The sequence below is a fragment of the Leclercia sp. J807 genome (assembly GCF_009734465.1).
GTDB lineage: Bacteria > Pseudomonadota > Gammaproteobacteria > Enterobacterales > Enterobacteriaceae > Enterobacter.
Genome location: NZ_CP046446.1, coordinates 3,373,722 through 3,397,616, shown reverse-complemented (window position 1 = coordinate 3,397,616; position 23,895 = coordinate 3,373,722). Strand labels below are relative to the sequence as shown.

General features: G+C 54.3%; 22 protein-coding genes, 6 tRNA genes and 1 other RNA gene. 14 read left to right on the top strand and 15 right to left on the bottom strand.

What is annotated here, in order from left to right; genetic code table 11:
• Positions 1 to 78: 78 nt before the first annotated feature.
• From GNG26_RS16185 to pdxK, 6 genes are all read left to right on the top strand, one after another.
• Complete coding sequence (locus GNG26_RS16185; RefSeq protein ID WP_103824673.1) at positions 79 to 1,095, top strand: sulfate ABC transporter substrate-binding protein; 1,017 nt, start codon at positions 79 to 81, stop codon at positions 1,093 to 1,095.
• The gene (gene cysT, locus GNG26_RS16180) at positions 1,095 to 1,928 is read left to right on the top strand and encodes a sulfate/thiosulfate ABC transporter permease CysT (protein ID WP_103180651.1); all 834 of its coding nucleotides are present in this window, start codon (positions 1,095 to 1,097) and stop codon (positions 1,926 to 1,928) included. Before GNG26_RS16185 ends, cysT begins: the two co-directional genes overlap by 1 nt.
• Entirely contained in the window at positions 1,928 to 2,803 is an 876-nt protein-coding gene (gene cysW / locus GNG26_RS16175) for a sulfate/thiosulfate ABC transporter permease CysW (protein WP_103824674.1), read from the top strand. The genes cysT and cysW overlap by 1 nt, the downstream gene beginning before the upstream one ends.
• A complete protein-coding gene (gene cysA, locus GNG26_RS16170) occupies positions 2,793 to 3,887 on the top strand; it encodes a sulfate/thiosulfate ABC transporter ATP-binding protein CysA (protein ID WP_103824675.1) in 1,095 nt (364 codons plus the stop codon). Before cysW ends, cysA begins: the two co-directional genes overlap by 11 nt.
• 114 nt (positions 3,888 to 4,001) lie before the next feature.
• Positions 4,002 to 4,913, top strand: coding sequence for a cysteine synthase CysM (cysM, locus tag GNG26_RS16165; protein WP_156239499.1), 912 nt, complete (start codon positions 4,002 to 4,004; stop codon positions 4,911 to 4,913).
• Positions 4,914 to 4,918: 5 nt separating this feature from the next.
• Complete coding sequence (pdxK, locus tag GNG26_RS16160) at positions 4,919 to 5,755, top strand: pyridoxine/pyridoxal/pyridoxamine kinase (protein ID WP_156239497.1); 837 nt, start codon at positions 4,919 to 4,921, stop codon at positions 5,753 to 5,755.
• A gap of 48 nt (positions 5,756 to 5,803) precedes the next feature.
• Here pdxK and crr read toward each other — a convergent pair whose 3' ends face one another.
• The 5 genes from crr to cysZ all read right to left on the bottom strand — a co-directional run bounded on the left by crr (position 5,804) and on the right by cysZ (position 10,647).
• The gene (crr, locus tag GNG26_RS16155) at positions 5,804 to 6,307 is read right to left on the bottom strand and encodes a PTS glucose transporter subunit IIA (RefSeq protein ID WP_039029658.1); all 504 of its coding nucleotides are present in this window, start codon (positions 6,305 to 6,307) and stop codon (positions 5,804 to 5,806) included.
• Positions 6,308 to 6,350: 43 nt separating this feature from the next.
• A complete protein-coding gene (gene ptsI / locus GNG26_RS16150; protein ID WP_103824678.1) occupies positions 6,351 to 8,078 on the bottom strand; it encodes a phosphoenolpyruvate-protein phosphotransferase PtsI in 1,728 nt (575 codons plus the stop codon).
• Between the two features lie 44 nt (positions 8,079 to 8,122).
• On the bottom strand, positions 8,123 to 8,380 hold the full coding sequence (ptsH, locus tag GNG26_RS16145; protein ID WP_000487600.1) for a phosphocarrier protein Hpr: 258 nt from the start codon (positions 8,378 to 8,380) through the stop codon (positions 8,123 to 8,125).
• 379 nt (positions 8,381 to 8,759) lie between these two features.
• Positions 8,760 to 9,731, bottom strand: a complete 972-nt coding sequence (gene cysK, locus GNG26_RS16140; RefSeq protein WP_039029656.1) for a cysteine synthase A — start codon at positions 9,729 to 9,731, stop codon at positions 8,760 to 8,762.
• A gap of 154 nt (positions 9,732 to 9,885) precedes the next feature.
• A complete protein-coding gene (gene cysZ, locus GNG26_RS16135; RefSeq protein ID WP_156239495.1) occupies positions 9,886 to 10,647 on the bottom strand; it encodes a sulfate transporter CysZ in 762 nt (253 codons plus the stop codon).
• Between the two features lie 230 nt (positions 10,648 to 10,877).
• On the opposite strand from cysZ, the gene zipA reads away from it, so the two are divergent.
• From zipA to GNG26_RS16120, 3 genes are all read left to right on the top strand, one after another.
• A complete protein-coding gene (gene zipA / locus GNG26_RS16130) occupies positions 10,878 to 11,897 on the top strand; it encodes a cell division protein ZipA (protein ID WP_156239493.1) in 1,020 nt (339 codons plus the stop codon).
• Positions 11,898 to 11,965: 68 nt separating this feature from the next.
• Entirely contained in the window at positions 11,966 to 13,981 is a 2,016-nt protein-coding gene (gene ligA / locus GNG26_RS16125) for an NAD-dependent DNA ligase LigA (protein WP_156239491.1), read from the top strand.
• A 1-nt stretch (position 13,982) separates the two neighbouring features.
• Entirely contained in the window at positions 13,983 to 14,198 is a 216-nt protein-coding gene (locus GNG26_RS16120) for a DUF3820 family protein (RefSeq protein WP_103180635.1), read from the top strand.
• Here the strand turns inward: GNG26_RS16120 and GNG26_RS16115 are convergent.
• A complete protein-coding gene (locus tag GNG26_RS16115) occupies positions 14,195 to 15,193 on the bottom strand; it encodes a bile acid:sodium symporter family protein (protein WP_103826490.1) in 999 nt (332 codons plus the stop codon). The two genes, GNG26_RS16120 and GNG26_RS16115, sit on opposite strands and share 4 nt — an antisense overlap.
• Before the next feature lie 89 nt (positions 15,194 to 15,282).
• On the opposite strand from GNG26_RS16115, the gene GNG26_RS16110 reads away from it, so the two are divergent.
• The gene (locus GNG26_RS16110; protein ID WP_103824683.1) at positions 15,283 to 16,218 is read left to right on the top strand and encodes a LysR family transcriptional regulator; all 936 of its coding nucleotides are present in this window, start codon (positions 15,283 to 15,285) and stop codon (positions 16,216 to 16,218) included.
• Here the strand turns inward: GNG26_RS16110 and GNG26_RS16105 are convergent.
• The 6 genes from GNG26_RS16105 to GNG26_RS16080 form a co-directional block, all read right to left on the bottom strand.
• On the bottom strand, positions 16,215 to 16,556 hold the full coding sequence (locus tag GNG26_RS16105) for a FlxA-like family protein (RefSeq protein ID WP_156239490.1): 342 nt from the start codon (positions 16,554 to 16,556) through the stop codon (positions 16,215 to 16,217). The two genes, GNG26_RS16110 and GNG26_RS16105, sit on opposite strands and share 4 nt — an antisense overlap.
• A gap of 121 nt (positions 16,557 to 16,677) precedes the next feature.
• A non-coding RNA gene (locus GNG26_RS16100) (RtT sRNA) lies at positions 16,678 to 16,802 on the bottom strand.
• 29 nt (positions 16,803 to 16,831) lie between these two features.
• Positions 16,832 to 16,907, bottom strand: a tRNA-Lys gene (locus GNG26_RS16095).
• A gap of 4 nt (positions 16,908 to 16,911) precedes the next feature.
• Positions 16,912 to 16,987: transfer RNA gene (locus GNG26_RS16090), tRNA-Val, on the bottom strand.
• Positions 16,988 to 17,035: 48 nt separating this feature from the next.
• Positions 17,036 to 17,111 (bottom strand) — tRNA-Val (locus tag GNG26_RS16085).
• Positions 17,112 to 17,155: 44 nt separating this feature from the next.
• Positions 17,156 to 17,231: transfer RNA gene (locus GNG26_RS16080), tRNA-Val, on the bottom strand.
• A gap of 257 nt (positions 17,232 to 17,488) precedes the next feature.
• On the opposite strand from GNG26_RS16080, the gene gltX reads away from it, so the two are divergent.
• Entirely contained in the window at positions 17,489 to 18,904 is a 1,416-nt protein-coding gene (gene gltX, locus GNG26_RS16075; protein WP_103824685.1) for a glutamate--tRNA ligase, read from the top strand.
• Positions 18,905 to 18,940: 36 nt separating this feature from the next.
• On the opposite strand, the gene GNG26_RS16070 is transcribed toward gltX, so the two are convergent.
• Both GNG26_RS16070 and GNG26_RS16065 read right to left on the bottom strand, forming a co-directional pair.
• Positions 18,941 to 19,336: a YfeC-like transcriptional regulator gene (locus GNG26_RS16070; RefSeq protein WP_156239488.1), complete on the bottom strand. Its 396-nt coding sequence runs from the start codon at positions 19,334 to 19,336 to the stop codon at positions 18,941 to 18,943.
• Position 19,337: 1 nt separating this feature from the next.
• On the bottom strand, positions 19,338 to 19,697 hold the full coding sequence (locus tag GNG26_RS16065) for a YfeC-like transcriptional regulator (protein WP_103824687.1): 360 nt from the start codon (positions 19,695 to 19,697) through the stop codon (positions 19,338 to 19,340).
• Positions 19,698 to 19,917: 220 nt separating this feature from the next.
• Between GNG26_RS16065 and GNG26_RS16060 the strand changes: the two genes are divergently transcribed.
• From GNG26_RS16060 to GNG26_RS16050, 3 genes are all read left to right on the top strand, one after another.
• Positions 19,918 to 19,993 (top strand) — tRNA-Ala (locus tag GNG26_RS16060).
• A 41-nt stretch (positions 19,994 to 20,034) separates the two neighbouring features.
• A tRNA-Ala gene (locus tag GNG26_RS16055) sits at positions 20,035 to 20,110 on the top strand.
• A 207-nt stretch (positions 20,111 to 20,317) separates the two neighbouring features.
• Entirely contained in the window at positions 20,318 to 22,504 is a 2,187-nt protein-coding gene (locus GNG26_RS16050; RefSeq protein WP_156239486.1) for an EAL domain-containing protein, read from the top strand.
• 54 nt (positions 22,505 to 22,558) lie between these two features.
• Here GNG26_RS16050 and GNG26_RS16045 read toward each other — a convergent pair whose 3' ends face one another.
• Positions 22,559 to 23,746 carry a NupC/NupG family nucleoside CNT transporter gene (locus GNG26_RS16045; RefSeq protein ID WP_032612948.1) on the bottom strand — a complete coding sequence of 396 codons (1,188 nt, stop codon included), beginning with the start codon at positions 23,744 to 23,746 and terminating at the stop codon, positions 22,559 to 22,561.
• Between the last annotated feature and the right edge of the window lie 149 nt (positions 23,747 to 23,895).

Sequence of the window (23,895 nt, the reverse complement as noted above, 5' to 3'; positions counted from 1 at the left end):
ATATAAAACCGTTACTCCTTTAGTACGCGTTATAAATATTATGGCCCTGAGAAAAACATCACATTTTAAGGGTGCGCAATGGCCATTACTGTACTGAAAAAAGGATCTCTGGTGCTGGCAGCTTCAGTGTTGCTGGTTGCGCAGGCGCAGGCAACCGAGCTGCTGAACAGCTCCTATGATGTCTCGCGCGAGCTGTTTGCCGCCCTGAATCCGCCGTTTGAACAGCAGTGGGCGAAAGAGAATAACGGCGATAAGCTGACCATTAAGCAGTCTCATGCCGGCTCGTCGAAACAGGCGCTGGCCATTCTGCAGGGGCTGAAGGCCGATGTGGTCACCTATAACCAGGTCACCGATGTGCAGATCCTGCATGACAAAGGCAAGCTGATCCCGGCTAACTGGCAGAGCCGTCTGCCGAACAACAGCTCGCCGTTCTACTCCACCATGGGCTTCCTGGTGCGTAAGGGCAACCCAAAGAACATCCACGACTGGAACGACCTTGTGCGTTCTGACGTGAAGCTGATCTTCCCGAACCCGAAAACTTCCGGCAACGCGCGTTATACCTACCTGGCCGCCTGGGGCGCCGCGGACAAAGCGGACGGCAACGATAAAGCCAAAACCGAACAGTTCATGACTCAGTTCCTGAAAAACGTTGAAGTGTTCGATACCGGCGGTCGCGGTGCTACCACCACCTTCGCGGAACGTGGTCTGGGCGATGTGCTGATCAGCTTTGAATCGGAAGTGAACAACATCCGTAAGCAGTACGAAGCCCAGGGCTTTGAAGTGGTTATCCCGAAAACCAACGTGCTGGCGGAGTTCCCGGTAGCGTGGGTGGATAAAAATATCGAAGCCAACGGCACGGAGAAGGCGGCGAAAGCCTATCTCAACTATCTCTACAGCCCGCAGGCGCAGACGGTGATCACCGATTTCTACTATCGCGTGAATAACCCGGACGTAATGAACAAGCTGAAAGACAAATTCCCGCAGACCGAGCTGTTCCGCGTGGAAGATCACTTTGGCTCCTGGCCTGAGGTGATGAAAACCCATTTCGCCAGCGGCGGTGAGTTAGACAAACTGTTGGCGGCGGGGCGTAAGTAATGTTTGCAGTTTCCTCCAGACGTGTGCTGCCGGGCTTTACCTTAAGCCTCGGGACCAGCCTGCTGTTCGTCTGTTTGATTTTGTTGTTACCGCTCAGCGCGCTGGTGGTCCAGCTCTCTGAGATGAGCTGGTCCCAGTACTGGGAGGTGATCAGCAATCCGCAGGTAGTGGCGGCCTATAAGGTGACGCTGCTGTCGGCATTTGTCGCCTCCCTGTTTAATGGCGTGTTCGGCCTGCTGATGGCGTGGATCTTAACCCGCTACCGTTTCCCTGGCCGCACGTTGCTGGATGCGCTGATGGATTTACCCTTCGCGCTGCCCACCGCGGTGGCGGGCCTGACTCTGGCCTCGCTGTTTTCCGTCAACGGTTTTTACGGCGAGTGGCTGGCGAAGTTTGATATCAAAGTGACCTATACCTGGCTCGGTATTGCGGTGGCGATGGCCTTTACCAGCATCCCGTTTGTAGTGCGAACCGTGCAGCCGGTGCTGGAAGAGTTAGGCCCGGAATATGAAGAGGCGGCAGAAACATTGGGCGCAACGCGCTGGCAGAGCTTCCGCAAGGTGGTACTGCCTGAGCTCTCTCCGGCCCTGCTGGCAGGCGTGGCGCTGTCGTTCACCCGCAGCCTCGGTGAGTTTGGCGCGGTGATTTTTATCGCCGGTAACATCGCGTGGAAAACCGAAGTGACCTCGCTGATGATTTTTGTTCGCCTGCAGGAGTTTGATTACCCGGCGGCGAGCGCCATTGCCTCGGTGATCCTGGCGGCATCGCTGCTGCTGCTGTTCTCGATTAACACTCTGCAAAGTCGCTTTGGTCGACGCGTGGTAGGTCACTGATGGCGGAAATCACTCAATTGAAACGCTACGACGCTCCCCGTATTAACTGGGGAAAATGGGTGCTGATTGGCACCGGCGTGCTGGTATCGGCCTTCATTCTGGTCGTGCCGATGGTCTATATCTTTGTCCAGGCGTTCAGCAAAGGGATTATGCCCGCGCTGCAAAACCTGGCCGACCCGGACATGCTGCATGCCATCTGGCTGACGGTGATGATTGCGCTTATCACCGTGCCGGTGAACCTGGTGTTTGGCATTCTGCTGGCCTGGCTTGTGACCCGTTTTAACTTCCCGGGCCGCCAGCTGCTGCTGACCCTGCTGGACATTCCGTTTGCGGTCTCACCGGTGGTGGCCGGTCTGGTCTATCTGCTCTTCTACGGCTCCAACGGCCCGCTGGGCGGCTGGCTGGATGAGCATAACCTGCAGATCATGTTCGCCTGGCCAGGCATGGTGCTGGTCACGATATTTGTCACCTGTCCGTTTGTGGTACGTGAGCTGGTGCCGGTGATGTTAAGCCAGGGCAGCAACGAAGACGAAGCGGCGGTGCTGCTGGGCGCATCCGGCTGGCAGATGTTCCGCCGCGTCACCCTGCCGAATATCCGCTGGGCGCTGCTCTATGGCGTGGTGTTGACCAACGCCCGTGCGATTGGCGAATTCGGTGCGGTGTCGGTGGTATCCGGATCTATCCGCGGCGAAACGCTGTCGCTGCCGTTACAAATTGAATTGCTGGAGCAGGACTATAACACCGTCGGTTCCTTTACCGCCGCAGCCCTGCTGACGCTGATGGCTATTTTGACCCTGTTTTTAAAGAGTATGGTGCAGTGGCGTTTAGAGAATCAGGCCAAACGCCAGCATCAGGAGGGAAATCATGAGCATTGAGATTGCCAATATTAAGAAGTCCTTTGGTCGCACCCAGGTGCTGAACGATATCTCGCTGGATATCCCTTCCGGACAAATGGTGGCGCTGCTGGGGCCGTCTGGCTCCGGGAAAACCACGCTGCTGCGTATCATCGCCGGTCTGGAGCATCAGACCAGCGGCCATATTCGCTTCCACGGCACCGACGTCAGCCGCCTGCATGCCCGCGACCGTAAGGTGGGCTTTGTGTTCCAGCATTACGCTCTGTTCCGCCACATGACGGTGTTCGATAACATCGCCTTTGGCCTGACGGTGCTGCCGCGTCGTGAACGTCCAAACGCCGCCACCATCAAGGCGAAAGTGACCAAACTGCTGGAGATGGTGCAGCTGGCGCACCTGGCTGACCGTTATCCGGCCCAGCTTTCCGGCGGCCAGAAACAGCGTGTGGCCCTGGCGCGCGCCCTGGCCGTTGAGCCGCAGATCCTGCTGCTGGACGAACCCTTTGGCGCGCTGGATGCGCAGGTGCGTAAAGAGCTTCGCCGCTGGCTGCGTCAACTGCATGAAGAGCTGAAATTCACCAGCGTCTTCGTGACCCACGATCAGGAAGAGGCGATGGAAGTAGCCGACCGGGTGGTGGTAATGAGCCAGGGGAATATCGAACAGGTTGATGAGCCTGAGCAGCTCTGGCGTGAACCGGCGACCCGCTTCGTGCTGGAGTTTATGGGGGAAGTGAACCGACTGCACGGCAACATCCGCGGCGGTCAGTTCCACGTTGGCGCCCACCGCTGGCCGCTGGGTTACACCCCAGGCTATCAGGGGCCGGTCGATCTCTTCCTGCGTCCGTGGGAAGTGGATGTCAGCCGTCGCACCAGTCTCGACTCGCCGCTGCCGGTCCAGGTGCTGGAAGCCAGCCCAAAAGGTCACTACACCCAACTGGTGGTACAGCCGCTGGGCTGGTACAACGAACCGCTGACGGTGGTGATGCGCGACGAGGAGCCGCCGCACCGCGGTGAACGCCTGTTTGTCGGCCTGCAACACGCGCGTATTTATCACGACAAGGATCGTATCGAGACGCGGGGAGATCTTGCTCTGGCGGAATCTGCCTGATAGGTTAACGCCACGTAGTTTTGCCGGGTGGCGCTGCGCTTACCCGGCCTATGATATGCTCTGTGTAGGCCCGGTAAGCGTCAACGCCACCGGGCTTTTTATTGGACAGCGGTCATGAACACATTAGAACAAACCATCGGCAATACCCCTCTGATCAAGCTGCAACGGATGGGGCCGGATAACGGCAGCGAAATCTGGATCAAACTGGAAGGCAACAACCCGGCGGGTTCGGTGAAGGATCGTGCCGCGCTGTCGATGATTGTCCAGGCGGAAAAGCGCGGTGAAATCAAACCCGGCGATGTGCTGATCGAGGCGACCAGCGGGAACACCGGCATTGCGCTGGCGATGATCGCCGCCCTCAAAGGCTATCGCATGAAGCTGCTGATGCCGGACAACATGAGCCAGGAGCGTCGTGCCGCGATGCGGGCTTACGGTGCCGAGCTGATTCTTGTGACCAAAGAGCAGGGGATGGAAGGGGCGCGCGATCTGGCCCTTGAGATGGCTAAGCGTGGTGAAGGTAAGCTGCTGGATCAGTTCAACAATCCTGATAACCCCTATGCCCATTACACCACCACCGGCCCGGAGATCTGGCAGCAGACCGAAGGCCGCATCACCCATTTTGTCTCCAGCATGGGAACCACGGGCACCATCACCGGCGTCTCCCGTTTTCTGCGTGAGCAGGAAAAAGCGGTCATCATTGTTGGCCTGCAACCGGAAGAGGGGAGCAGCATCCCGGGTATTCGCCGCTGGCCTGCGGAGTACATGCCGGGCATTTTTAATGCTCAGCTTGTGGACCAGGTACTGGATATTCACCAGCGCGAGGCGGAAAATACCATGCGTGAACTGGCCGTGCGCGAAGGCGTTTTCTGCGGTGTCAGTTCAGGCGGCGCGGTAGCGGGCGCCCTGCGCATTGCACAGGCGGTGCCGGGCGCGGTGGTAGTGGCGATCATCTGCGATCGCGGCGATCGCTATCTCTCTACCGGCGTGTTTGGTGAGGAGAGCTACACGCAGGGGGCAGGGATCTAAAGGCGATGGAGATGATTTTATTCCGGGATAAAACCCGGGCGCAGCAGAGCGATATTGTGGCTGTGCAGTCGCAGGTGGTGTATGGCAGCGTGGGCAACAGCATTGCGGTGCCCAATATTCGACAGCATCGCCTCAACGTGACGGCGATACCGACCGTGCTGTTCAGTAATACCCCTCACTACGACACCTTTTACGGTGGGGTGATCCCCGACGAGTGGTTCAGCGGCTATCTGCAGGCGCTGGAAGAGCGGGACATTTTGCGGGAGCTGAAAGCGGTTACCACCGGCTACATGGGCAGCGCCAGCCAGATTATCCTGCTGGCGAACTGGCTGCGCACGATTAAGGCGCAGCATCCGACTATCTTTATTCTGGTGGACCCGGTCATTGGCGACACCGACAGCGGAACCTACGTTAAACCCGAAATTCCGGAGGCCTACCGTCAGCATCTGCTGCCGCTGGCGCAGGGGATTACGCCCAATGTCTACGAGCTGGAAGTGCTCAGTGGCAAATCGTGTCGGGATAACGCCAGCGCCATTGCCGCGGCAAAAGGGCTCCTTTCCGATACGTTGCAGTGGGTGGCGATTACCAGCGCCCCGGTGGCCGGTGACGCTGACGCTATTCATGTGGTGTTGGTATCCCATGACGAGGTGACAATCAGCACCCATCCCCGCGTCAACGTCGATCTTAAAGGTACTGGCGATCTGTTCTGTTCAGAGCTTGTCAGCGCGCTGGTGCAGAATGAGAGTGTGGCGGCGGCGATAAATCGGGCAGGGGAGAGGGTGACGCAGGTCATGCAGTACACTCAGGAAAAAGGGTACGACGAGTTGGTTTTACCCCTCTGACAAACAAAAATGGCGCCCGAAGGCGCCATTTTTCTGTGCGGTCAAAAATTACTTTTTGATGCGGATAACCGGGGTTTCACCCACGGTGACGCTGCCGGACAGTTTAATCAGCTCTTTGATTTCGTCCATGTTGGAGATAACAACCGGCGTCAGGGTAGACTTGGCTTTCTCTTCCAGCAGTGGCAGATCGAATTCAATCACCGGATCGCCAACTTTAACGCGCTGGCCTTCTTCAGCGATACGCTTGAAGCCTTCGCCTTTCAGTTCAACAGTGTCGATACCGAAGTGAACGAACAGCTCAATACCGCTATCGGATTCGATAGAGAATGCATGGTTGGTTTCAAAAATCTTACCAATCGTGCCGTCAACCGGTGCAACCATTTTGTTACCGGTTGGTTTGATAGCAATGCCATCACCAACGATTTTCTCAGCAAATACGACATCTGGCACGTCTTCGATGTTGACGATCTCACCAGACAGCGGAGCAACAATCTCAATAGTTCCGGTGTCGTTATTGCCTTTGTCACCGAATAGTTTACTAAATAAACCCATTAGACTTCTCTCCTAAGCAGTAATTTGGGCCGCATCTCGTGGATTAGCAGATTGTTTTTTCTTCAATGAACTTGTTAACCAGCGTCATTAACTCGTCCGTTGTCGGTTGAGCAAGAGCCTGCTCTGCTAACACCTTCGCATCTTCGAAGTTCGTGTTACGGATAATCTTCTTGATGCGCGGGATGGAAATGGCGCTCATAGAGAATTCGTCCAGACCCATACCCAGCAACAGAAGTGTAGCACGTTCATCGCCTGCAAGCTCACCACACATGCCTGTCCACTTACCTTCTGCATGAGAAGCATCAATAACTTGCTTGATCAAGTTCAGTACGGACGGTGACATTGGTTGGTAAAGATGTGAAATCATATCATTACCACGGTCAACTGCCAGGGTGTACTGGGTTAAATCGTTGGTACCAATACTAAAGAAGTCCACTTCTTTGGCTAAATGACGGGCGATCGTCGCGGCAGCTGGGGTTTCTACCATCACGCCAACTTCGATTGCTTCGTCGAATGCTTTACCTTCGTCGCGCAGTTCCTGTTTGAAGATTTCGATCTCTTTCTTCAGTGAACGCACCTCTTCAACAGAGATGATCATCGGGAACATGATGCGCAGTTTACCGAAAGCGGAGGCGCGGAGGATAGCGCGGACCTGGTCGCGCAGGATCTCTTTGCGATCCATGGCGATACGCACGGCACGCCAGCCCAGGAACGGGTTCTCTTCTTTCGGGAAGTTCATGTACGGCAGCTCTTTGTCGCCGCCAATGTCCATGGTACGGACGATAACGGCCTGAGAGCCACAGGCTTCTGCAACCGCTTTATAGGCAGCAAACTGCTCTTCTTCGGTTGGCAGGGCGTCACGGTCCATGAACAGGAATTCAGTACGATAGAGACCGACACCTTCCGCGCCGTTGCGCTCAGCGCCATCGACGTCACGTACGGTACCGATGTTTGCGCACACTTCTACCTGATGACCATCCAGCGTAATAGCAGGCAGATCTTTCAGCTTAGCGAGTTCCGCTTTTTCAGTCGCAACCTGCTCCTGAACGGTACGCAGTTTTTCGATCTCTTCGTTAGTTGGGTTGACGTAAACCACGTTGTTTACGGCATCCAGAATCAGATAATCGTCGTTTTTCACCTGTGCGGTCACGCTACCGGTACCCACGATGGCTGGCAGCTCCAGAGAACGCGCCATGATAGAGGTGTGGGAGGTACGGCCACCCGCGTCGGTGATGAAACCCAGCACCTTGTTCAGGTTCAGCTGTGCAGTTTCTGACGGGGTCAGGTCGGCAGCAACCAGGATAACTTCATCCTGAATCGCGCTCAGATCGATAATGGCAAGGCCAAGGATGTTGCGCAGCAGGCGCTTACCGATATCACGCACGTCAGCCGCGCGTTCTTTCAGATATTCATCATCCAGCTCTTCCAGGGCAGATGCCTGACCTTCGATAACTTCATGCGCAGCGGCATCCGCTGTCATGCCTTTATCTTTAATCAGGGCTATGATTTCCTGCTCAAGCTCCTCATCTTCGAGCAACATGATGTGCCCTTCGAAGATGGCTTCTTTTTCTTCACCGAAAGTTTCGCCAGCTTTAGTTTTGATCGCTTCCAGTTGCGCAGATGCTTTTGCACGGCCACTCAGAAAACGTTCAACTTCCTGATTTACCTTATCAGCAGAAATTTTTTTCCGGTCGATGACGATCTCGTCTTCTTTCAACAGAAGTGCTTTGCCGAAAGCGATACCCGGGGATGCTAAAATGCCTGAAATCATAACCCTACCTTACTTGTGACTGATATTTAAAAGAACCCGGATACTTACTCGAGCTCAGCCATCAGTTTTACCAGATGCTCAACTGCTTTCTGCTCGTCTTCGCCTTCCGCGGAGATGGTCACAACGGTGCCCTGAGTCAGACCCAGAGTCTGCAGTTTGAACAGGCTTTTTGCGCTTGCGCTTTTGCCGTTGGAAGTCACAGTGATCTCAGAAGTGAAGCCTTTTGCTTCTTTAACAAACTGAGCAGCAGGGCGGGTGTGCAGACCGTTCGGAGCGGTAATGGTAACTTCTTGCTGGAACATTGTATTTCCCCAACTTATTGGTTTAGTGTTGTGGAACTAAAGTCTAGCCTGGCGGCAGGACTTTAGCCTGTATTGTTAGCACCGGCTTAACGGCACGAGGCACAAATGTGTCAAACGTATTCCGGCACTGGCATGTCAGGCTGCTGACGTCTCGCTCGACATTAAACATTATGCCGCGAAAGCAAGACTTGAACCAAATCATAAAATCGATTCAGCAGCGCGAATTCCTGGATCGATTAATTTCGTGCTTCAAAATAATTGTCAGCTTAAATACCAGAGCCAACGGGGTTGAGCAATGCCGGAAGAGATAAAAGTTTGAAGCAGGCCACAAAAAAGCACCCGAATGGGTGCTTTTTTACGCGATATTTACATTCTGGCACTACTGTTGCAGTTCTTTCTCGGTGAAGAGATCGGCAAACAGGGCAGTACTTAAATAACGCTCACCCGACGATGGAAGAATAACCACGATATTCTTATTGGTAAAGGTTTCATCCTCAAGTAATTTCAGCGCGGCGGCTACGGCAGCACCGGAGGAGATACCCGCCAGAATACCCTCTTCTTCCATCAGGCGGCGCGCGGTAGAAATGGCTTCATCGTTGGTGATAGCCACAACTTTATCAATCAGTTTCAGATCCAGGTTGCCTGGAATAAAGCCCGCGCCGATACCCTGAATTTTATGCGGGCCCGGCTTCAGCTCTTCTCCGGCCAGCGCCTGGGCAATCACCGGCGAATCGGTTGGCTCAACGGCAACGGTGATAAGATCTTTTTTACCTTTTGTGCCTTTAATATAACGGCTCACGCCTGTCAGCGTACCGCCGGTACCGACACCAGAGATAAAGACATCAACCTGACCGTCGGTATCTTCCCAGATTTCCGGACCGGTGGTCTTCTCGTGGATTTCCGGGTTAGCCGGGTTGCTGAACTGCTGCAGCAGCAGATATTTAGCCGGATCGCTGGCCACAATTTCTTCTGCTTTCTGAATAGCGCCTTTCATGCCTTTTGCGCCTTCGGTTAAGACCAGATTTGCGCCTAGGGCCTTCAGCAGCTTACGACGTTCGATACTCATGGTTTCTGGCATGGTCAGCGTCAGCTTATAACCGCGCGCGGCGGCAACGTAGGCCAGCGCGATACCGGTGTTACCGCTGGTCGGCTCAACCAGCTCAACGCCCGGTTTCAGCACGCCACGCTTTTCCGCATCCCAAATCATGTTGGCACCGATACGGCATTTTACGCTGAAGCTTGGGTTACGAGATTCTACCTTCGCCAGGATGCGTCCATTACCGATACGGTTCAGTCGAACCAGGGGCGTGTGACCGATAGTCAACGAGTTATCTTCAAAAATCTTACTCATGGCCTGTCCTTAACTGTTTGAAATTGGGATACCGTCCCAGCATACCTGTTGCATAGGTAGGGGGAAGTAAGGAAATCGCATATCTATATGCTGCATAGAAATAATGGGGATCAGTATGGAATAAGGGGCGGCATAAGCCACCCCTCTTTTTAACTTATTTCCACAAAGCGTGTTTGTCGCGATAACAATCCACCCACATCGCCGTGGCCCCGCACACCGCCACCGGCATGATGAAAAGATTAAGGAACGGAACCATAGTGAACAGGCTGGTCAGCGCACCAAACTGCATATTGGCAACTTTGCGGCTGCGCAGAGCGGTGCGCATCTCTTTGAAGGGCACCTTATGGTTATCAAAGGGATAGTCGCAATACTGGATGGCCAGCATCCACGCGCTGAACAGGAACCAGAGCACCGGCGCTACGGTCTGGCCGATGCCGGGAATAAAATAGAGGAGTAGCAGCACGATGGCGCGAGGCAGATACCATGCCAGCTTTTGCCATTCGCGTTTCATAATGCGCGGCAGATCTTTCATGATCCCCAGCACGCCGGTGTCCGGCGGCGTGGCGCCCGTCAGCCGCGCTTCCAGCTGTTCGGCGAGCAGACCGTTAAAGGGCGCGGCGATCCAGTTGGCGAGCGTCGAGAAAAAGTAGCCAAACACCAGCAGAACCGAAACGATCGCAATCGGCCACAGCAGATAGCTCAGCCATTGCAGCCAGTCGGGAACATGGCTCATGAGCGCCGGGATCCAGGTGTCCAGACGGGTAAACAGCCACCAGAAGGCGCCCCCCATCAGCAGAACGTTGATCAGCAGAGGCAGGATCACAAAGCGTCTGATGCCGGGCAGGGAAACCAGTTTCCAGCCCTGCGAAAAGTACCAGACGCCGCTGCGTGAAGGGGAAGATGTCGATGAAACCATAACCAGGTTGAGCTCCTTTTATCACAACCAGTGAAATTGCCTGCCTATATTAGCCAGTTGCGGCACGTTGACCAGTTCGGAAATGTTCGAAAAAACAGCAAAAAGCACGATTTAACTCATCTTTATGCTGCGAATGCTCTGCACGCACTTGCACTTGACGTAATCGGCAAATACTCTTAGTGAGTAAATGTTTGCCGTGGTGGCAAGGTGTTAGAACAACAGAGAATATAATGATGCAGGATTTGCGTCTGATATTAATCATTGTTGGCGCGATCGCCATAATCGCTTTACTGGTCCATGGGTTCTGGACCAGCCGTAAAGAGCGCTCTTCTATGTTTCGCGATCGCCCACTGAAGCGCATGAAGTCTACCCGTGACGACGATAGCGATGAGGATATCGACGACATGGAAGACGAGGGTGTGGGTGAAGTACGCGTTCATCGGGCCAATAGTGCGCCCGGCGCAGGCCATGGGGAGCATGAAGCGCCTCGTCAGCCTCCGCAGCATCAGTACCAGCCGCCTTACGCCTCTGCACAGCCACGTCCCGCTGCGCCGCAGCCCGTGGCCGAACCGGTACGCCAGCCGCAGCCGCAGCAGCATGAACCTGTGCGACAGCAGCCCGTGCCGCAGCAGCATGAACCTGTGCGTCAGCAGCCGGTGCCGCAGCCGCAATATGCCGCTCAGCCTGAACCACAGCCGCAGCCACAACCTGTCGTACAGCAGGCGCCACAGCCTGTTGCACCAGCGCCGCAACCCGCCCCTGCGCCAGCACCGGTTTCAGAGCCGGAGCCGGTTGTCGAGGCCGCGCCAGTGGCTGAAAAACCACAGCGTAAAGAGACGGTGATTGTCATGAGCGTTGCGGCTCACCAAGGCACCACCCTGAATGGCGACGTGCTGCTTAACAGCATTCATCAGGCGGGCTTTAAATTTGGCGATATGAATATCTTCCATCGCCACCTCAGCCCTGACGGCAGCGGCCCTTCGCTGTTCAGCCTGGCGAATATGGTTAATCCGGGAACCTTTGATCCGGAGATGACCGGTGATTTCACGACGCCGGGCATAACGATCTTTATGCAGGTGCCTTCGTATGGCGATGAACTGCAAAACTTTAAGCTGATGCTGCAGTCCGCTCAGCATATTGCCGATGAAGTCGGCGGTATGGTGCTCGACGATCAGCGTCGAATGATGACGCCGCAGAAACTGCGCGAATATCAGGACCGCATCCGCGAAGTGAAAGAAGCTAACGCGTAAACTTTCGCGTTTGTTTCACACCTCCTCAACCCCCGCCTGTCGGGGGTTTTTCTCATTAATGGTGCGACATGGACTCAATCGAACAACAACTCACCGAACTGCGAACCACGCTTCGCCACCATGAATATCTCTATCATGTGATGGATGCGCCGGAAGTGCCGGACGCGGAGTATGACCGTCTGATGCGTGAGCTGCGCGAGCTTGAAGCGCAGCACCCCGAGTTAATCACGCCGGACTCGCCAACCCAGCGCGTCGGGGCGGCACCGCTGGCCTTTTTCAGCCAGGTCCGTCATGAAGTGCCGATGCTGTCGCTGGATAACGTCTTTGATGAAGAGAGCTTCCTCGCCTTCAACAAACGCGTCCAGGATCGCCTGAAGCATACCGATGCCCTGAGCTGGTGCTGCGAGCTGAAGCTGGATGGGCTGGCCGTCAGCATTCTGTACGAAAATGGCGTGATGATCCGCGCGGCCACCCGCGGCGATGGCACCACTGGCGAGGACATTACCGCCAATGTGCGTACCATTCGCGCCATTCCGCTCAAATTACATGGCGAGAACATTCCGGCACGTCTCGAAGTGCGCGGCGAAGTCTTCCTGCCCCAGGCGGGATTTGAAAAAATCAACGAAGAGGCGCGTCGTACCGGCGGCAAAATCTTCGCTAACCCCCGCAATGCCGCCGCCGGATCGCTGCGCCAGCTTGATCCGCGTATTACCGCGAAGCGCCCGCTAACGTTCTTCTGCTATGGGGTCGGCATCCTGGAAGGGGGCGAGCTGCCTGATACCCATCTGGGCCGTTTGCTGCAGTTTAAAGCCTGGGGGCTGCCGGTCAGTAACCGGGTGCAGCTGTGCGACTCGCCGGAGGCCGTGCTGGCGTTTTATCGTCAGGTCGAAGCCGATCGTCCGACGCTGGGCTTCGATATCGACGGAGTGGTGATCAAAGTCAATTCCCTCGCACTGCAGGAGCAGCTTGGCTTTGTCGCCCGTGCGCCGCGCTGGGCGGTAGCCTTTAAGTTCCCGGCGCAGGAACAGATGACCTTTGTGCGTGACGTAGAGTTCCAGGTGGGGCGAACCGGGGCGATAACGCCTGTCGCGCGTCTGGAGCCTGTTCAGGTGGCCGGAGTGCTGGTCAGCAATGCAACCCTGCACAACGCCGATGAGATCGACCGGCTTGGGCTGCGTATTGGCGATAAGGTGGTGATCCGCCGTGCCGGGGATGTGATCCCGCAGGTGGTGAACGTGGTGGAGTCTGAACGCCCTGAGCATACGCGTGCGGTGGAATTCCCGACCCACTGTCCGGTGTGCGGCTCAGACGTTGAGCGCGTCGAAGGGGAAGCCGTAGCCCGCTGTACCGGCGGTTTGGTCTGTGGCGCCCAGCGCAAAGAATCCCTGAAACATTTCGTCTCCCGCCGGGCAATGGACGTTGACGGCATGGGCGATAAGATCATCGACCAGCTGGTAGAGAAAGAGTATGTCCATACGCCAGCAGACCTGTTCCGCCTGACGCCCGGTAAGCTGACCGGGCTGGATCGCATGGGGCCTAAATCTGCCCAGAACGTGGCCGACGCGCTGGAAAAGGCCAAAGAGACCACCTTTGCCCGTTTCCTCTACGCGCTGGGTATCCGCGAAGTAGGGGAGGCGACGGCGGCAGGGCTGGCGGCATATTTCGGTACGCTGGAGGCGCTGGAAAAGGCGACGATCGACGAGCTGCAAAAGGTGCCGGACGTTGGCATCGTCGTCGCTACCCACGTCTTTAACTTCTTCTCGGAAGAGAGCAACCGCGACGTTATCGGTCAGTTGCTTAATGAAGGGATCCGCTGGCCTGCGCCAGTGGCGATCAACGCTGACGAGATCGACAGTCCGTTTGCCGGCAAAACCGTGGTGCTGACCGGTAGCCTGAGCCAGCTTTCACGCGATGATGCTAAAGCGCGTCTGACGGCGCTGGGGGCAAAAGTGGTCGGCAGTGTGTCGAAGAAAACCGACCTGGTGATTGCCGGTGAAGCGGCGGGCTCTAAACTTGCCAAAGCGCAGGAGCTGGGCATCACGGTTATCGACGAAGACGAAATGCTGCGTCTGTTGGGAGAGTAACGTGGATAAAGCGCAGCTTATTGAGATTGCCAATACCGAAATGCCGTTCGGCAAGTACAAAGGCCGTCGGCTGATTGACTTGCCGGAAGAGTATTTGCTGTGGTTTGCCCGTAAGGATGAATTTCCTGCCGGGCATCTGGGTGAGCTGATGGCCTTGACGTTGCTGATTAAAACCGAAGGGCTGACCCAGCTGGTTCAGCCCCTGAGACGTCCTTAAACTTTTGCCGCGCGGGCCTGCTCCCGCGCCTGCAACTCATCGGTCTGGCGACGGTAGCGACGCGCCAGCACCGCGCAAATCATCAGCTGCAGCTGGTGGAAGATCATCAGCGGCAGCACCATTATCCCAACCACCGAGGCTGGAAACAGAATGTTGGCCATCGGGATGCCGTTAGCCAGGCTCTTTTTCGAGCCACAGAAGACAATGGTGATTTCGTCAGCTTTGTTAAACCCGAAGCGGCGCGCGGCAAAGACGTTGATGGCAATGATAATCGCCAGTAGCACCAGGCTGACCACCACGATAAACAGCAGCGATCCGACCCCAACCTTATGCCAGATGCCATGCACCACGGCTTCGCTGAACGCGGAGTAGACCACCAGCAAAATCGATGACTGATCGGTTTTGGCGATCCACTTCTTATGTTTCGCCACAAATGCCCCGGTCCACGGGCGGGAAAGATGTCCCAGCACAAACGGCAGCAGCAGCTGCAGCATGATTTTGCCCACCTGCTCCAGACTGCCCTCTGCGCCGTGCATGTCCATCACCAGCCCCACCAGAAGCGGCGAAAGGAAAATCCCCAACAGGCTGGAGGCGGAGGCTGAACAGACCGCAGCCGCCACGTTACCGCCGGCCATGGAGGTAAAGGCGATGGCCGACTGCACCGTAGCTGGCAAAATGCAGAGATAGAGGAAGCCGGTATAAAGTGCCGGGTCGACGTCGACTGGCGCCCACCAAGCAAACAGCACGCCCAGCACAGGGAAAACGACAAAGGTGCTGCACATTACCCACAGGTGCAGTCGCCAGTGACTGCCGCCCGCGATAATTGCCTCACGGGAGAGTTTTGCCCCATGCATAAAGAACAGCAGCGCGATGGCGGCAGTGGTTAAACCTTCAAAGAAAGGGACAAAGCCGCCGCGAGCCGGGAAGAAGGAGGCGAGCAGAACCACGACGATAAGAATAAGGGTGAACGGATCGAGAATGCGCAAAAGTTTCATAAACACTCCTGAAAACAGATAACGCTATTGTGCTTAACTCCGTTTGAGAAATAAAATTGATTTATTGCATCAATTTATGAGTAAAACAGATGAATTACTCTCTGCGGCAACTTCGCATATTTGTCACCGTCGCGCAGGCGAAAAGTTTCAGTCGTGCGGGAACGATGATCGGCCTGAGCCAGTCTGCGGTGAGCCATAGCGTGAAAGAGCTGGAGTTACAGACCGGCGTGCGGCTTATCGACCGCACCACCCGTGAGGTGGTGTTGACAGAGGCAGGTCAACAGCTGGCCGCGCGTCTGGAAAGGCTGCTGGATGAACTTACCAGTACGCTACGGGATGCAGGCAGAGTAGGGCAACAGCTCTCCGGAACAGTAAGGGTCGCCGCCAGCCAGACCATTTCGGCGCATTTGATTCCACACTGTATCGCGCAAAGTAATCATCAGTATCCGGATATCAATTTTGTGCTCCATGACCGGCCGCAGCAGTGGGTTCTGGAGAGCATCCGCCTGGGGGAAGTCGATTTCGGTATCGTTATCGATCCGGGGCCGGTTAGCGATCTGGAGTGTGAAGAGGTGCTCTCTGAGCCTTTCTTATTGCTGTGCCGTGACGACGATCCCCTTGCTGCTCTGGAGGAGGTGACGTGGCAGTCGCTTCAGGGGGCCAAACTGGTGTTACAGGATTACGCCTCTGGCAGTCGGCCACTGATTGATGCGGCTCTGACAGAGCAGCAGGTAAGGGCGACGATTGTGCAGGAGATAGGTCATCCCGCCACGCTCTTTCCAATGGTCGAAGCCGGGATTGGGATTAGCGTGCTGCCAGCGCTGGCGCTCCCGTTGCCGCAGGGGAGTCGGCTGACGGTAAAACGTTTCACGCCAATCATCGAGCGGAAGCTGATGCTGGTCCGTCGAAAGAATCGCTCGCTTTCGGGTGCTGCCCAGGCGCTGTGGGAAGTGGTACGCATGCAGGCGAAGCGGCTGACACAGGCCCGCATACGTGATCCGCTATTTAGCCCAGAAAACCGTTAAACGTAGATATCAATCTGGTGTTCAGCGGAAGGGGAGTTAACGCCTTCCACTTTACCCTGCTGTTTATCCTGCTTCTGCTGAGCTTCTTCCGCCTGGCGACGCTGTAACTGCTGGAGCTGGGCCTGCAACATTTCGATTTGGTTCTGCAGCAGCTCCTGCTGCTTTTTTTTCTCTTCCGTCGAGCCACTGCCGTTGGCAACATCTTTCAGCTGTTTGGTCAGTTTGGTGATTTGAGAGGTCAGGCGGCTAATCTGTGACGCAATGTCGCTGCCACCGGCGCTGCTGCTGCCGCTGCTTTGAGTCTGGACGGACGGGGTGGATGTTTGAATTGTTGTCATGACGATAGTCTCTTGCCTAAAAAAGAGATATCGGCAGAAAATTGAAGGGCTTGAGAAGCGCTACCTGAAGTAGTAGGAATCGCAGATAGCAAAAAGGCGCCTTTAGGGCGCCTTTTGACATTGGTGGGTCGTGCAGGATGACTCGCTTCGCTCGCCCTTCGGGCCGTCGCCGCAGGCGGCTCCGTTGACTCACTGCGTTCGTCCCGAACCTGCGCAGGTTCGAATCGTTAATATCGCAGATAGCAAAAAGGCGCCTTTAGGGCGCCTTTTTACATTGGTGGGTCGTGCAGGATTCGAACCTGCGACCAATTGATTAAAAGTCAACTGCTCTACCAACTGAGCTAACGACCCGAAGTGGTGGGTGATGACGGGATCGAACCGCCGACCCCCTCCTTGTAAGGGAGGTGCTCTCCCAGCTGAGCTAATCACCCACTTCGGTACTTCATTTACTACGGCAAGAAATCCAGCTGGCGAGAAAGTGGTGGGTGATGACGGGATCGAACCGCCGACCCCCTCCTTGTAAGGGAGGTGCTCTCCCAGCTGAGCTAATCACCCACTTCTCAATTTCTTGCTACACGGCGGAGACTACATAAAGTAGTTGGTGGGTGATGACGGGTTCGAACCGCCGACCCCCTCCTTGTAAGGGAGGTGCTCTCCCAGCTGAGCTAATCACCCCCGCTGTGTGGAGTCGCATTATAGGGAGAGTTGAAAATGAGTCAACGCCTTTTCTAAAGATTTTGTTCGTTCGTCGTAAAATTAAACAAAACGATCGCAAAACCACCTGTGATGCATGATTTCTAAACAAAAACGGCTACAGAGAACGATCTGACAGTAACAAGATTGAGGAATCAGGCTGGAGTGATAGAATATTGCCCACTTTAGTTTCCAGGATATGCCGGTTGTCGGCATCTTTATCACTGTAAGGCCACTTCATGAAAATCAAAACTCGCTTCGCGCCAAGCCCGACAGGCTACCTGCACGTCGGCGGTGCGCGTACTGCTCTCTATTCCTGGCTGTTTGCTCGCAACCAGGGCGGTGAGTTTGTGCTGCGTATCGAAGACACCGATCTCGAACGCTCCACGCCGGAAGCAATCGAAGCCATTATGGATGGTATGAACTGGCTCAATCTGGAGTGGGACGAAGGCCCTTATTTCCAGACCAAACGTTTTGATCGCTACAACGCCGTCATTGATGACATGCTTGAAGCGGGCACTGCATATAAATGCTACTGCTCGAAAGAGCGCCTGGAAGCGCTGCGTGAAGAGCAGATGGCGAATAACGAAAAGCCTCGTTACGACGGTCGCTGCCGCCACGATCATTCACATCACGCGGCGGATGAACCGTGCGTAGTGCGTTTCGCGAACCCGCAGGAAGGTTCAGTCATTTTTGACGATCAGATCCGCGGCCCGATCGAATTCAGCAACCAGGAGCTGGACGATCTGATTATCCGCCGTACCGACGGTTCACCAACCTATAACTTCTGCGTCGTGGTGGATGACTGGGATATGGCGATCACCCACGTGGTGCGTGGCGAAGACCATATCAATAACACCCCACGTCAGATCAACATCCTTAAAGCGCTGAATGCGCCGGTACCGGTTTACGCCCACGTCTCTATGATCAACGGTGACGACGGTAAAAAACTGTCTAAACGCCACGGTGCAGTCAGCGTCATGCAGTATCGTGACGACGGCTACCTGCCGGAAGCGCTGCTCAACTACCTGGTGCGTCTGGGCTGGTCCCATGGCGATCAGGAGATCTTTAGCCGCGAAGAGATGATCCAGCTCTTCACCCTGAGCGCGGTAGGTAAGTCTGCCAGTGCGTTCAATACCGATAAATTACTGTGGCTGAACCATCACTACATCAATACCCTGCCGCCAGAGTATGTTGCGACCCAGCTGCAGTGGCACATTGAGCAGGCAAATATTGATACCCGCAACGGTCCACAGCTTGCCGACCTGATCAAACTGCTGGGTGAACGTTGTAAGACCCTGAAAGAGATCGCGGAAAACTGCCGTTACTTCTATGAGGAGTATGACGAGTTCGATGCCGACGCGGCGAAGAAGCACCTGCGTCCGGTTGCACGTCAGCCGCTGGAAGTGGTTCGCGACAAGCTGGCCGCCATTACCGACTGGAGCGCTGAGAATGTGCATCATGCCATTCAGGCGACAGCGGATGAGCTGGAAGTCGGTATGGGTAAAGTGGGTATGCCGCTGCGCGTAGCCGTTACCGGTGCCGGTCAGTCTCCTGCTCTGGACGTTACGGTGCACGCGATTGGCAAAACCCGTAGCGTGGCGCGGATCAACAGAGCGCTGGACTTTATTGCTGAGCGCGAAAATCAGCAGTAATCAGAACGAAAAAACGGCAGGTCTCCCTGCCGTTTTTTATTCCTCTGGCTGATGAATGTTCAGCCGCACGAGAAAACCCTGTATCCCTTCTCGGGTAAGCAACGTTTCTAGCCGCTTTTGTTCCGCTGAAGTCATATTCTCCAGCGCATTGATGATCCCAGGTAGCACGGCAACGGGTTTAGCCTCACCGTAGCTTGCCCCGTTCTCTGCCAACTGGTAGAGCGCCTGTCGTTTACGAATGGCAGGGATGTTCATGATGTGCTCGTGCACCTGCGCATCAATATAGATCAGGCGCGCCCGCCCACCCTTTACCCCATTAATGCCTTCCGTTTTCCAGCCATTATTGCGCACCCAGCGGTTGATGGTTTGCCTGGCGACCCCCAGCGTCTCGGCAAGCTCCTCGGTGGTCATTTTACTACGTAATCTTTTCATATCAGTTCTGATCGCGGATCCCTAAACGTTGCAACAAACCGGTAATCCCTTCCCGGAGTAATAAAGAGGTGAGTTGTTTCTGCTCTGATGGTGTCATTTCGTTGGCCAGCGTAATTAACAAGGCCTGTAGCGAGTTATCGGGGTGCATGTCCGGCGATGCGGCCATATCCGGGACTCTACGTGCGTTGCGAATAAACTCCCGAACTTTCTCATTCACATGGACCAGACGCGCTTTGCCGCCCTGAACGCCGGGTTTTGGGGATGTGGACCAACCCTCTTTCCGTACCCACTTATTGATGGTCTGTCGGCTATAGCCAGTGAGTCGGGCTAACTCTTCTGGCGTCATTCGTTCCTTGATCATGCAATTTCCTGAGTAAGAGTGTGGTTAATTAGTGGGTCATTTTATAACATCGTTTTACTGGAAAACGTGACAAGATTAACTCATGGCTGCGAGCGCTCTCGCAATGTGATTCATTTGCATGAATTTTCAGCGATTGAACCACAGTGTGAAAATTTGCCGTTGACACTCAGCAATGGAATTCATATGATGCCGCCCGTCAACACGACACGCTTTACGCGATGGGGCTATAGCTCAGCTGGGAGAGCGCTTGCATGGCATGCAAGAGGTCAGCGGTTCGATCCCGCTTAGCTCCACCAAACTCTGAACCCAACAGAGTCTGGTGCGTAAAGAATACTGTGGGGCTATAGCTCAGCTGGGAGAGCGCTTGCATGGCATGCAAGAGGTCAGCGGTTCGATCCCGCTTAGCTCCACCAAAATTTAAACCCTCGCCAGACGGCGGGGGTTTTTTTATGTCCGCAATACAGCGTTTTATCTCCTTTGTTGTTCTGTAAATAAATCTTATTTGAGATTATTCCTGATCAGGAAATGCTATTTCCTGAGCCCTAACTTGAATCACCTGCATAAAGAAATTATTATTATTGTGAATTTAATAACGCCAGGTAAATTGTTTAATAAAATTAATGAATATTAAATTTAATATTAACATAAAGAGCTTCTTGCTCGCGCTGGTGTTATGCCTGATTGTCATTCCTTTTTCTCGCCTTATTTCCCCGAAATCTGTCATCGATGGTTTTGAGGTTTATCTGGCATGGATGCCGCTGAGCGTCATGCTGGCGATGATATTCTTATTTGGTCGTCAGGCTATTCTTCCAATCGTTCTCAGCTTTGCCATCATTAACGCATGGAATTTAGATTTAACGCCAGGACAGGATGCTATCTTATTATTTTGTCAGGTATTTAGTACACTGGTGGTCTGCGGAATATTGCGATGGCAGCTCGGATCGCGCTGGCGTTACCAGGTGCCCAGCCGCTTTATCGGCGCACGTATTTTCTGTCTGGGATTTATCCTTCCGCTATCAATAAAAATCTCGATGTATCTGGCCGGTTATTTATGTGATTTTCCGGTTACCCTTGCGAACTTCACTGACCGGGGTTCGGTAATCTATCATATAGTGGATATTCAGAGCCTGATTTGTGCTGTTCTGATTTTTACCATGCTGTTCTATTATCCTTTAAGAATGGTTATTAATCCGAATTATGCCCGTGCATTTTGGCGACGGAATATTCCTGATTCGTTTTCATTTCGCAACCAAATATTCACATCTTCATTACTTCTCGGTCTTGTTGCTTTCCTTTTACTGCTCTGTGTCCCTTTTCCCTCCGATATTATTGCGGGTTATCTGGTCCCGGTTGTCTTCATTTTATTCACCTTAGGCGTCAGTCGCTTTCGCTATCACTTTATCGCGCTGGGCTGGGCGCTGAGCGCCTTGCTGCTGCTGACCTATAACAGCAATTTTTTGCAGGGTGTGCAGAACGGCTACTCTCTGGCGTTTGTGCTGTCGGTGCTCATCTCCTTCGCTATTTGTCTGGCTTATATGTCCCGCATTTATCAGCGCAGTGAGTGGCTCAAACGTGACTGGCGGGAGAGGGCACTGGTCGATCCGTTAACCGGACTACGTAACCTGCGCGCGCTGGAATGCTTTCTGAAGGACAACAGAGATGTCACCCTGTGCTGTTTGCGCATGGACAACATGGAGTTTCTGAGCCGTCATTACGGCCTGATGATGCGTGTGCAGTGCAAACGGACCATTATTCGCCAGCTACAGCCATTGCTGATGGCCAATGAGCAGGTTTTCCAGATCCCGGGTAATGAGCTGGTAGTGGTGCTCAGCGGCCCGGAAACCGGAGCGCGCCTGCAACACATCATTGATTACCTGAACAGCCGCAAAATTTACTGGAACAATATCGGCCTGGATATTGAGTTTGGCGGCGCCTGGGGCGGCGTGGAGTCTAGCGGTGGTGAGAGCTTGTACCACACGTTGGGCCAGCTGAGCTGGCTGGCGGAAAAGGCCTGCTCGGCGAATCAGGTTCTGTCGCTGAACAGCAGCCTTGAGACGGTTTCGGGACAGACGACAGAGCGTGTGCTGATGCTGAGCCGCATTAAACGGGCGCTGGATGAGGGGGGACTGCGTCTGTATGCACAACCCATCCAGAGAGCCGATGGCATGGGGTATCACGAAATCCTCTCGCGCCTGGAGAGTGAGGGTGAAATCCTTACGCCCGACAGGTTCCTGCCGCTGGTAGCGCAATTTAACCTGAGCCGACGCTTCGATATTAGCGTGGTTGAAGCGCTGCTGGTATGGCTGCAGAATCACCCTTCACAGGAGTGCTGCGCGCGTTTCTCGGTGAATTTGATGCCGCTGACGCTGATGCAAAAAGAGGTTGCGTCAGAGATCATTGCACTGTTTGAGCGCTACAGCGTGAAGCCGCAAACGGTAATAATTGAGGTGACCGAAGAGCAGGCGTTCTCCAATTCGGAAGTGAGTATCGCTAATATTCAGCAGCTGCGTCAGTACGGGTTTAAAATTGCTATCGACGACTTCGGTACCGGGTACGCCAATTACGAGCGGCTCAAGCGGCTGCAGGCGGATGTCATCAAGATCGACGGCTGCTTTGTGAAGGATGTTTGCAGCGACAGCATGGATGCGATGATTGTGAAATCCATCTGCAATCTGGCGAAGACCCGATCGCTGTGTGTGGTGGCGGAGTTTGTCGAAACGGAAGAGCAGCGGGAAAAGTTGCTCGCCTCGGGAGTGGATTATCTGCAGGGATATCTGGTCGGCAAACCGCAACCGCTCACTGAATGACAAATGACAGACGAAAAAAAACCGGGGCGTTATCCCCGGTTTTTTTTATGCTGATTACAGTACCAGTGCAGCGATGGACGCAGACAGGACGCTGACCAGCGTAGAACCGTAGACCAGTTTCAGACCGAAGCGGGAAACCACGTTACCCTGCTCTTCGTTCAGACCTTTAATCGCACCGGCGATGATACCGATGGAAGAGAAGTTAGCGAAAGAAACCAGGAAGACGGAGAGAATGCCTTCGGCGCGCGGGGAGAGGCTACCGGCGATTTTCTGCAGATCCATCATCGCGACGAATTCGTTAGAAACCAGTTTAGTCGCCATAATACTGCCCACCTGCAGCGCTTCGCTGGCTGGCACACCCATCACCCAGGCTACCGGGTAGAAAATGTAACCCAGAATACCCTGGAAGGAGATACCCAGTACGGCAGCAAACAGGGCGTTCAGCGCGGAGATCAGGGCGATAAAGCCGATCAGCATCGCAGCAACAATCACCGCTACTTTGAAGCCTGCCAGTATGTATTCACCCAGCATTTCGAAGAAGCTCTGACCTTCATGCAGATTCGCCATCTGCAGATTCTCTTCACTTTCATCCACGCGGTATGGGTTGATCAGTGACAGAACGATAAAGGTGCTGAACATGTTCAGAACCAGCGCAGCCACCACGTATTTAGGCTCAAGCATGGTCATATACGCGCCCACGATAGACATGGAAACGGTAGACATTGCCGTTGCCGCCATGGTGTACATGCGGTTGCGGGACATTTTGCCGAGGATATCTTTATAGGCAATAAAGTTCTCAGACTGACCGAGGATCAGGGAGCTTACGGCGTTGAAAGATTCCAGTTTGCCCATGCCGTTCACTTTAGACAGCACGGTACCAATAGCGCGGATGACAATCGGCAGAATGCGGATGTGCTGCAGGATACCGATCAGGGCAGAGATAAAGACGATTGGGCACAACACTTTCAGGAAGAAGAACGCCAGACCTTCGTCGTTCATTTTACCGAACACGAAGTTGGTTCCTTCATTGGCGAATCCGAGCAGTTTTTCAAACATCTCGGAGAAGCCTTTTACAAAGCCCAGCCCCACGTCTGAGTTCAGGAAGAACCAGGCGAGCAATACTTCAATAACAAGTAACTGAATGACATAGCGAATGCGGATCTTTTTGCGATCGCTGCTGACCAGCAACGCAAGCACGGCAACGACAACAAGTGCCAGGACAAAATGTAGGACGCGGTCCATATTTGCTCCAAATATGAGGCAGGTTTAATTTCGCTGCACATTCTATGAAACAAGCGTAAAGAAAACGAGATCAAAGCCACACTATCGTTGAGTCCTGTGACGAGTCTCAAAAATAGTGACATACGATACATTTTCGTTATGTTATGTAA

Coding starts and splice junctions, on each gene's coding strand:
- cysA (WP_103824675.1), top strand. CDS start 2,793: ATGAGCATTGAGATTGCCAATATTAAGAAGTCCTTTGGTCGCACCCAG.
- crr (WP_039029658.1), bottom strand. CDS start 6,307: ATGGGTTTATTTAGTAAACTATTCGGTGACAAAGGCAATAACGACACC.
- ligA (WP_156239491.1), top strand. CDS start 11,966: ATGGACTCAATCGAACAACAACTCACCGAACTGCGAACCACGCTTCGC.
- GNG26_RS16065 (WP_103824687.1), bottom strand. CDS start 19,697: ATGATCAAGGAACGAATGACGCCAGAAGAGTTAGCCCGACTCACTGGC.
- cysW (WP_103824674.1), top strand. CDS start 1,928: ATGGCGGAAATCACTCAATTGAAACGCTACGACGCTCCCCGTATTAAC.
- GNG26_RS16105 (WP_156239490.1), bottom strand. CDS start 16,556: ATGACAACAATTCAAACATCCACCCCGTCCGTCCAGACTCAAAGCAGC.
- cysK (WP_039029656.1), bottom strand. CDS start 9,731: ATGAGTAAGATTTTTGAAGATAACTCGTTGACTATCGGTCACACGCCC.
- cysM (WP_156239499.1), top strand. CDS start 4,002: ATGAACACATTAGAACAAACCATCGGCAATACCCCTCTGATCAAGCTG.
- GNG26_RS16050 (WP_156239486.1), top strand. CDS start 20,318: ATGAATATTAAATTTAATATTAACATAAAGAGCTTCTTGCTCGCGCTG.
- zipA (WP_156239493.1), top strand. CDS start 10,878: ATGATGCAGGATTTGCGTCTGATATTAATCATTGTTGGCGCGATCGCC.
- cysT (WP_103180651.1), top strand. CDS start 1,095: ATGTTTGCAGTTTCCTCCAGACGTGTGCTGCCGGGCTTTACCTTAAGC.
- ptsH (WP_000487600.1), bottom strand. CDS start 8,380: ATGTTCCAGCAAGAAGTTACCATTACCGCTCCGAACGGTCTGCACACC.
- GNG26_RS16070 (WP_156239488.1), bottom strand. CDS start 19,336: ATGAAAAGATTACGTAGTAAAATGACCACCGAGGAGCTTGCCGAGACG.
- GNG26_RS16185 (WP_103824673.1), top strand. CDS start 79: ATGGCCATTACTGTACTGAAAAAAGGATCTCTGGTGCTGGCAGCTTCA.
- gltX (WP_103824685.1), top strand. CDS start 17,489: ATGAAAATCAAAACTCGCTTCGCGCCAAGCCCGACAGGCTACCTGCAC.
- GNG26_RS16045 (WP_032612948.1), bottom strand. CDS start 23,746: ATGGACCGCGTCCTACATTTTGTCCTGGCACTTGTTGTCGTTGCCGTG.
- GNG26_RS16115 (WP_103826490.1), bottom strand. CDS start 15,193: ATGAAACTTTTGCGCATTCTCGATCCGTTCACCCTTATTCTTATCGTC.
- pdxK (WP_156239497.1), top strand. CDS start 4,919: ATGGAGATGATTTTATTCCGGGATAAAACCCGGGCGCAGCAGAGCGAT.
- ptsI (WP_103824678.1), bottom strand. CDS start 8,078: ATGATTTCAGGCATTTTAGCATCCCCGGGTATCGCTTTCGGCAAAGCA.
- GNG26_RS16110 (WP_103824683.1), top strand. CDS start 15,283: ATGAATTACTCTCTGCGGCAACTTCGCATATTTGTCACCGTCGCGCAG.
- cysZ (WP_156239495.1), bottom strand. CDS start 10,647: ATGGTTTCATCGACATCTTCCCCTTCACGCAGCGGCGTCTGGTACTTT.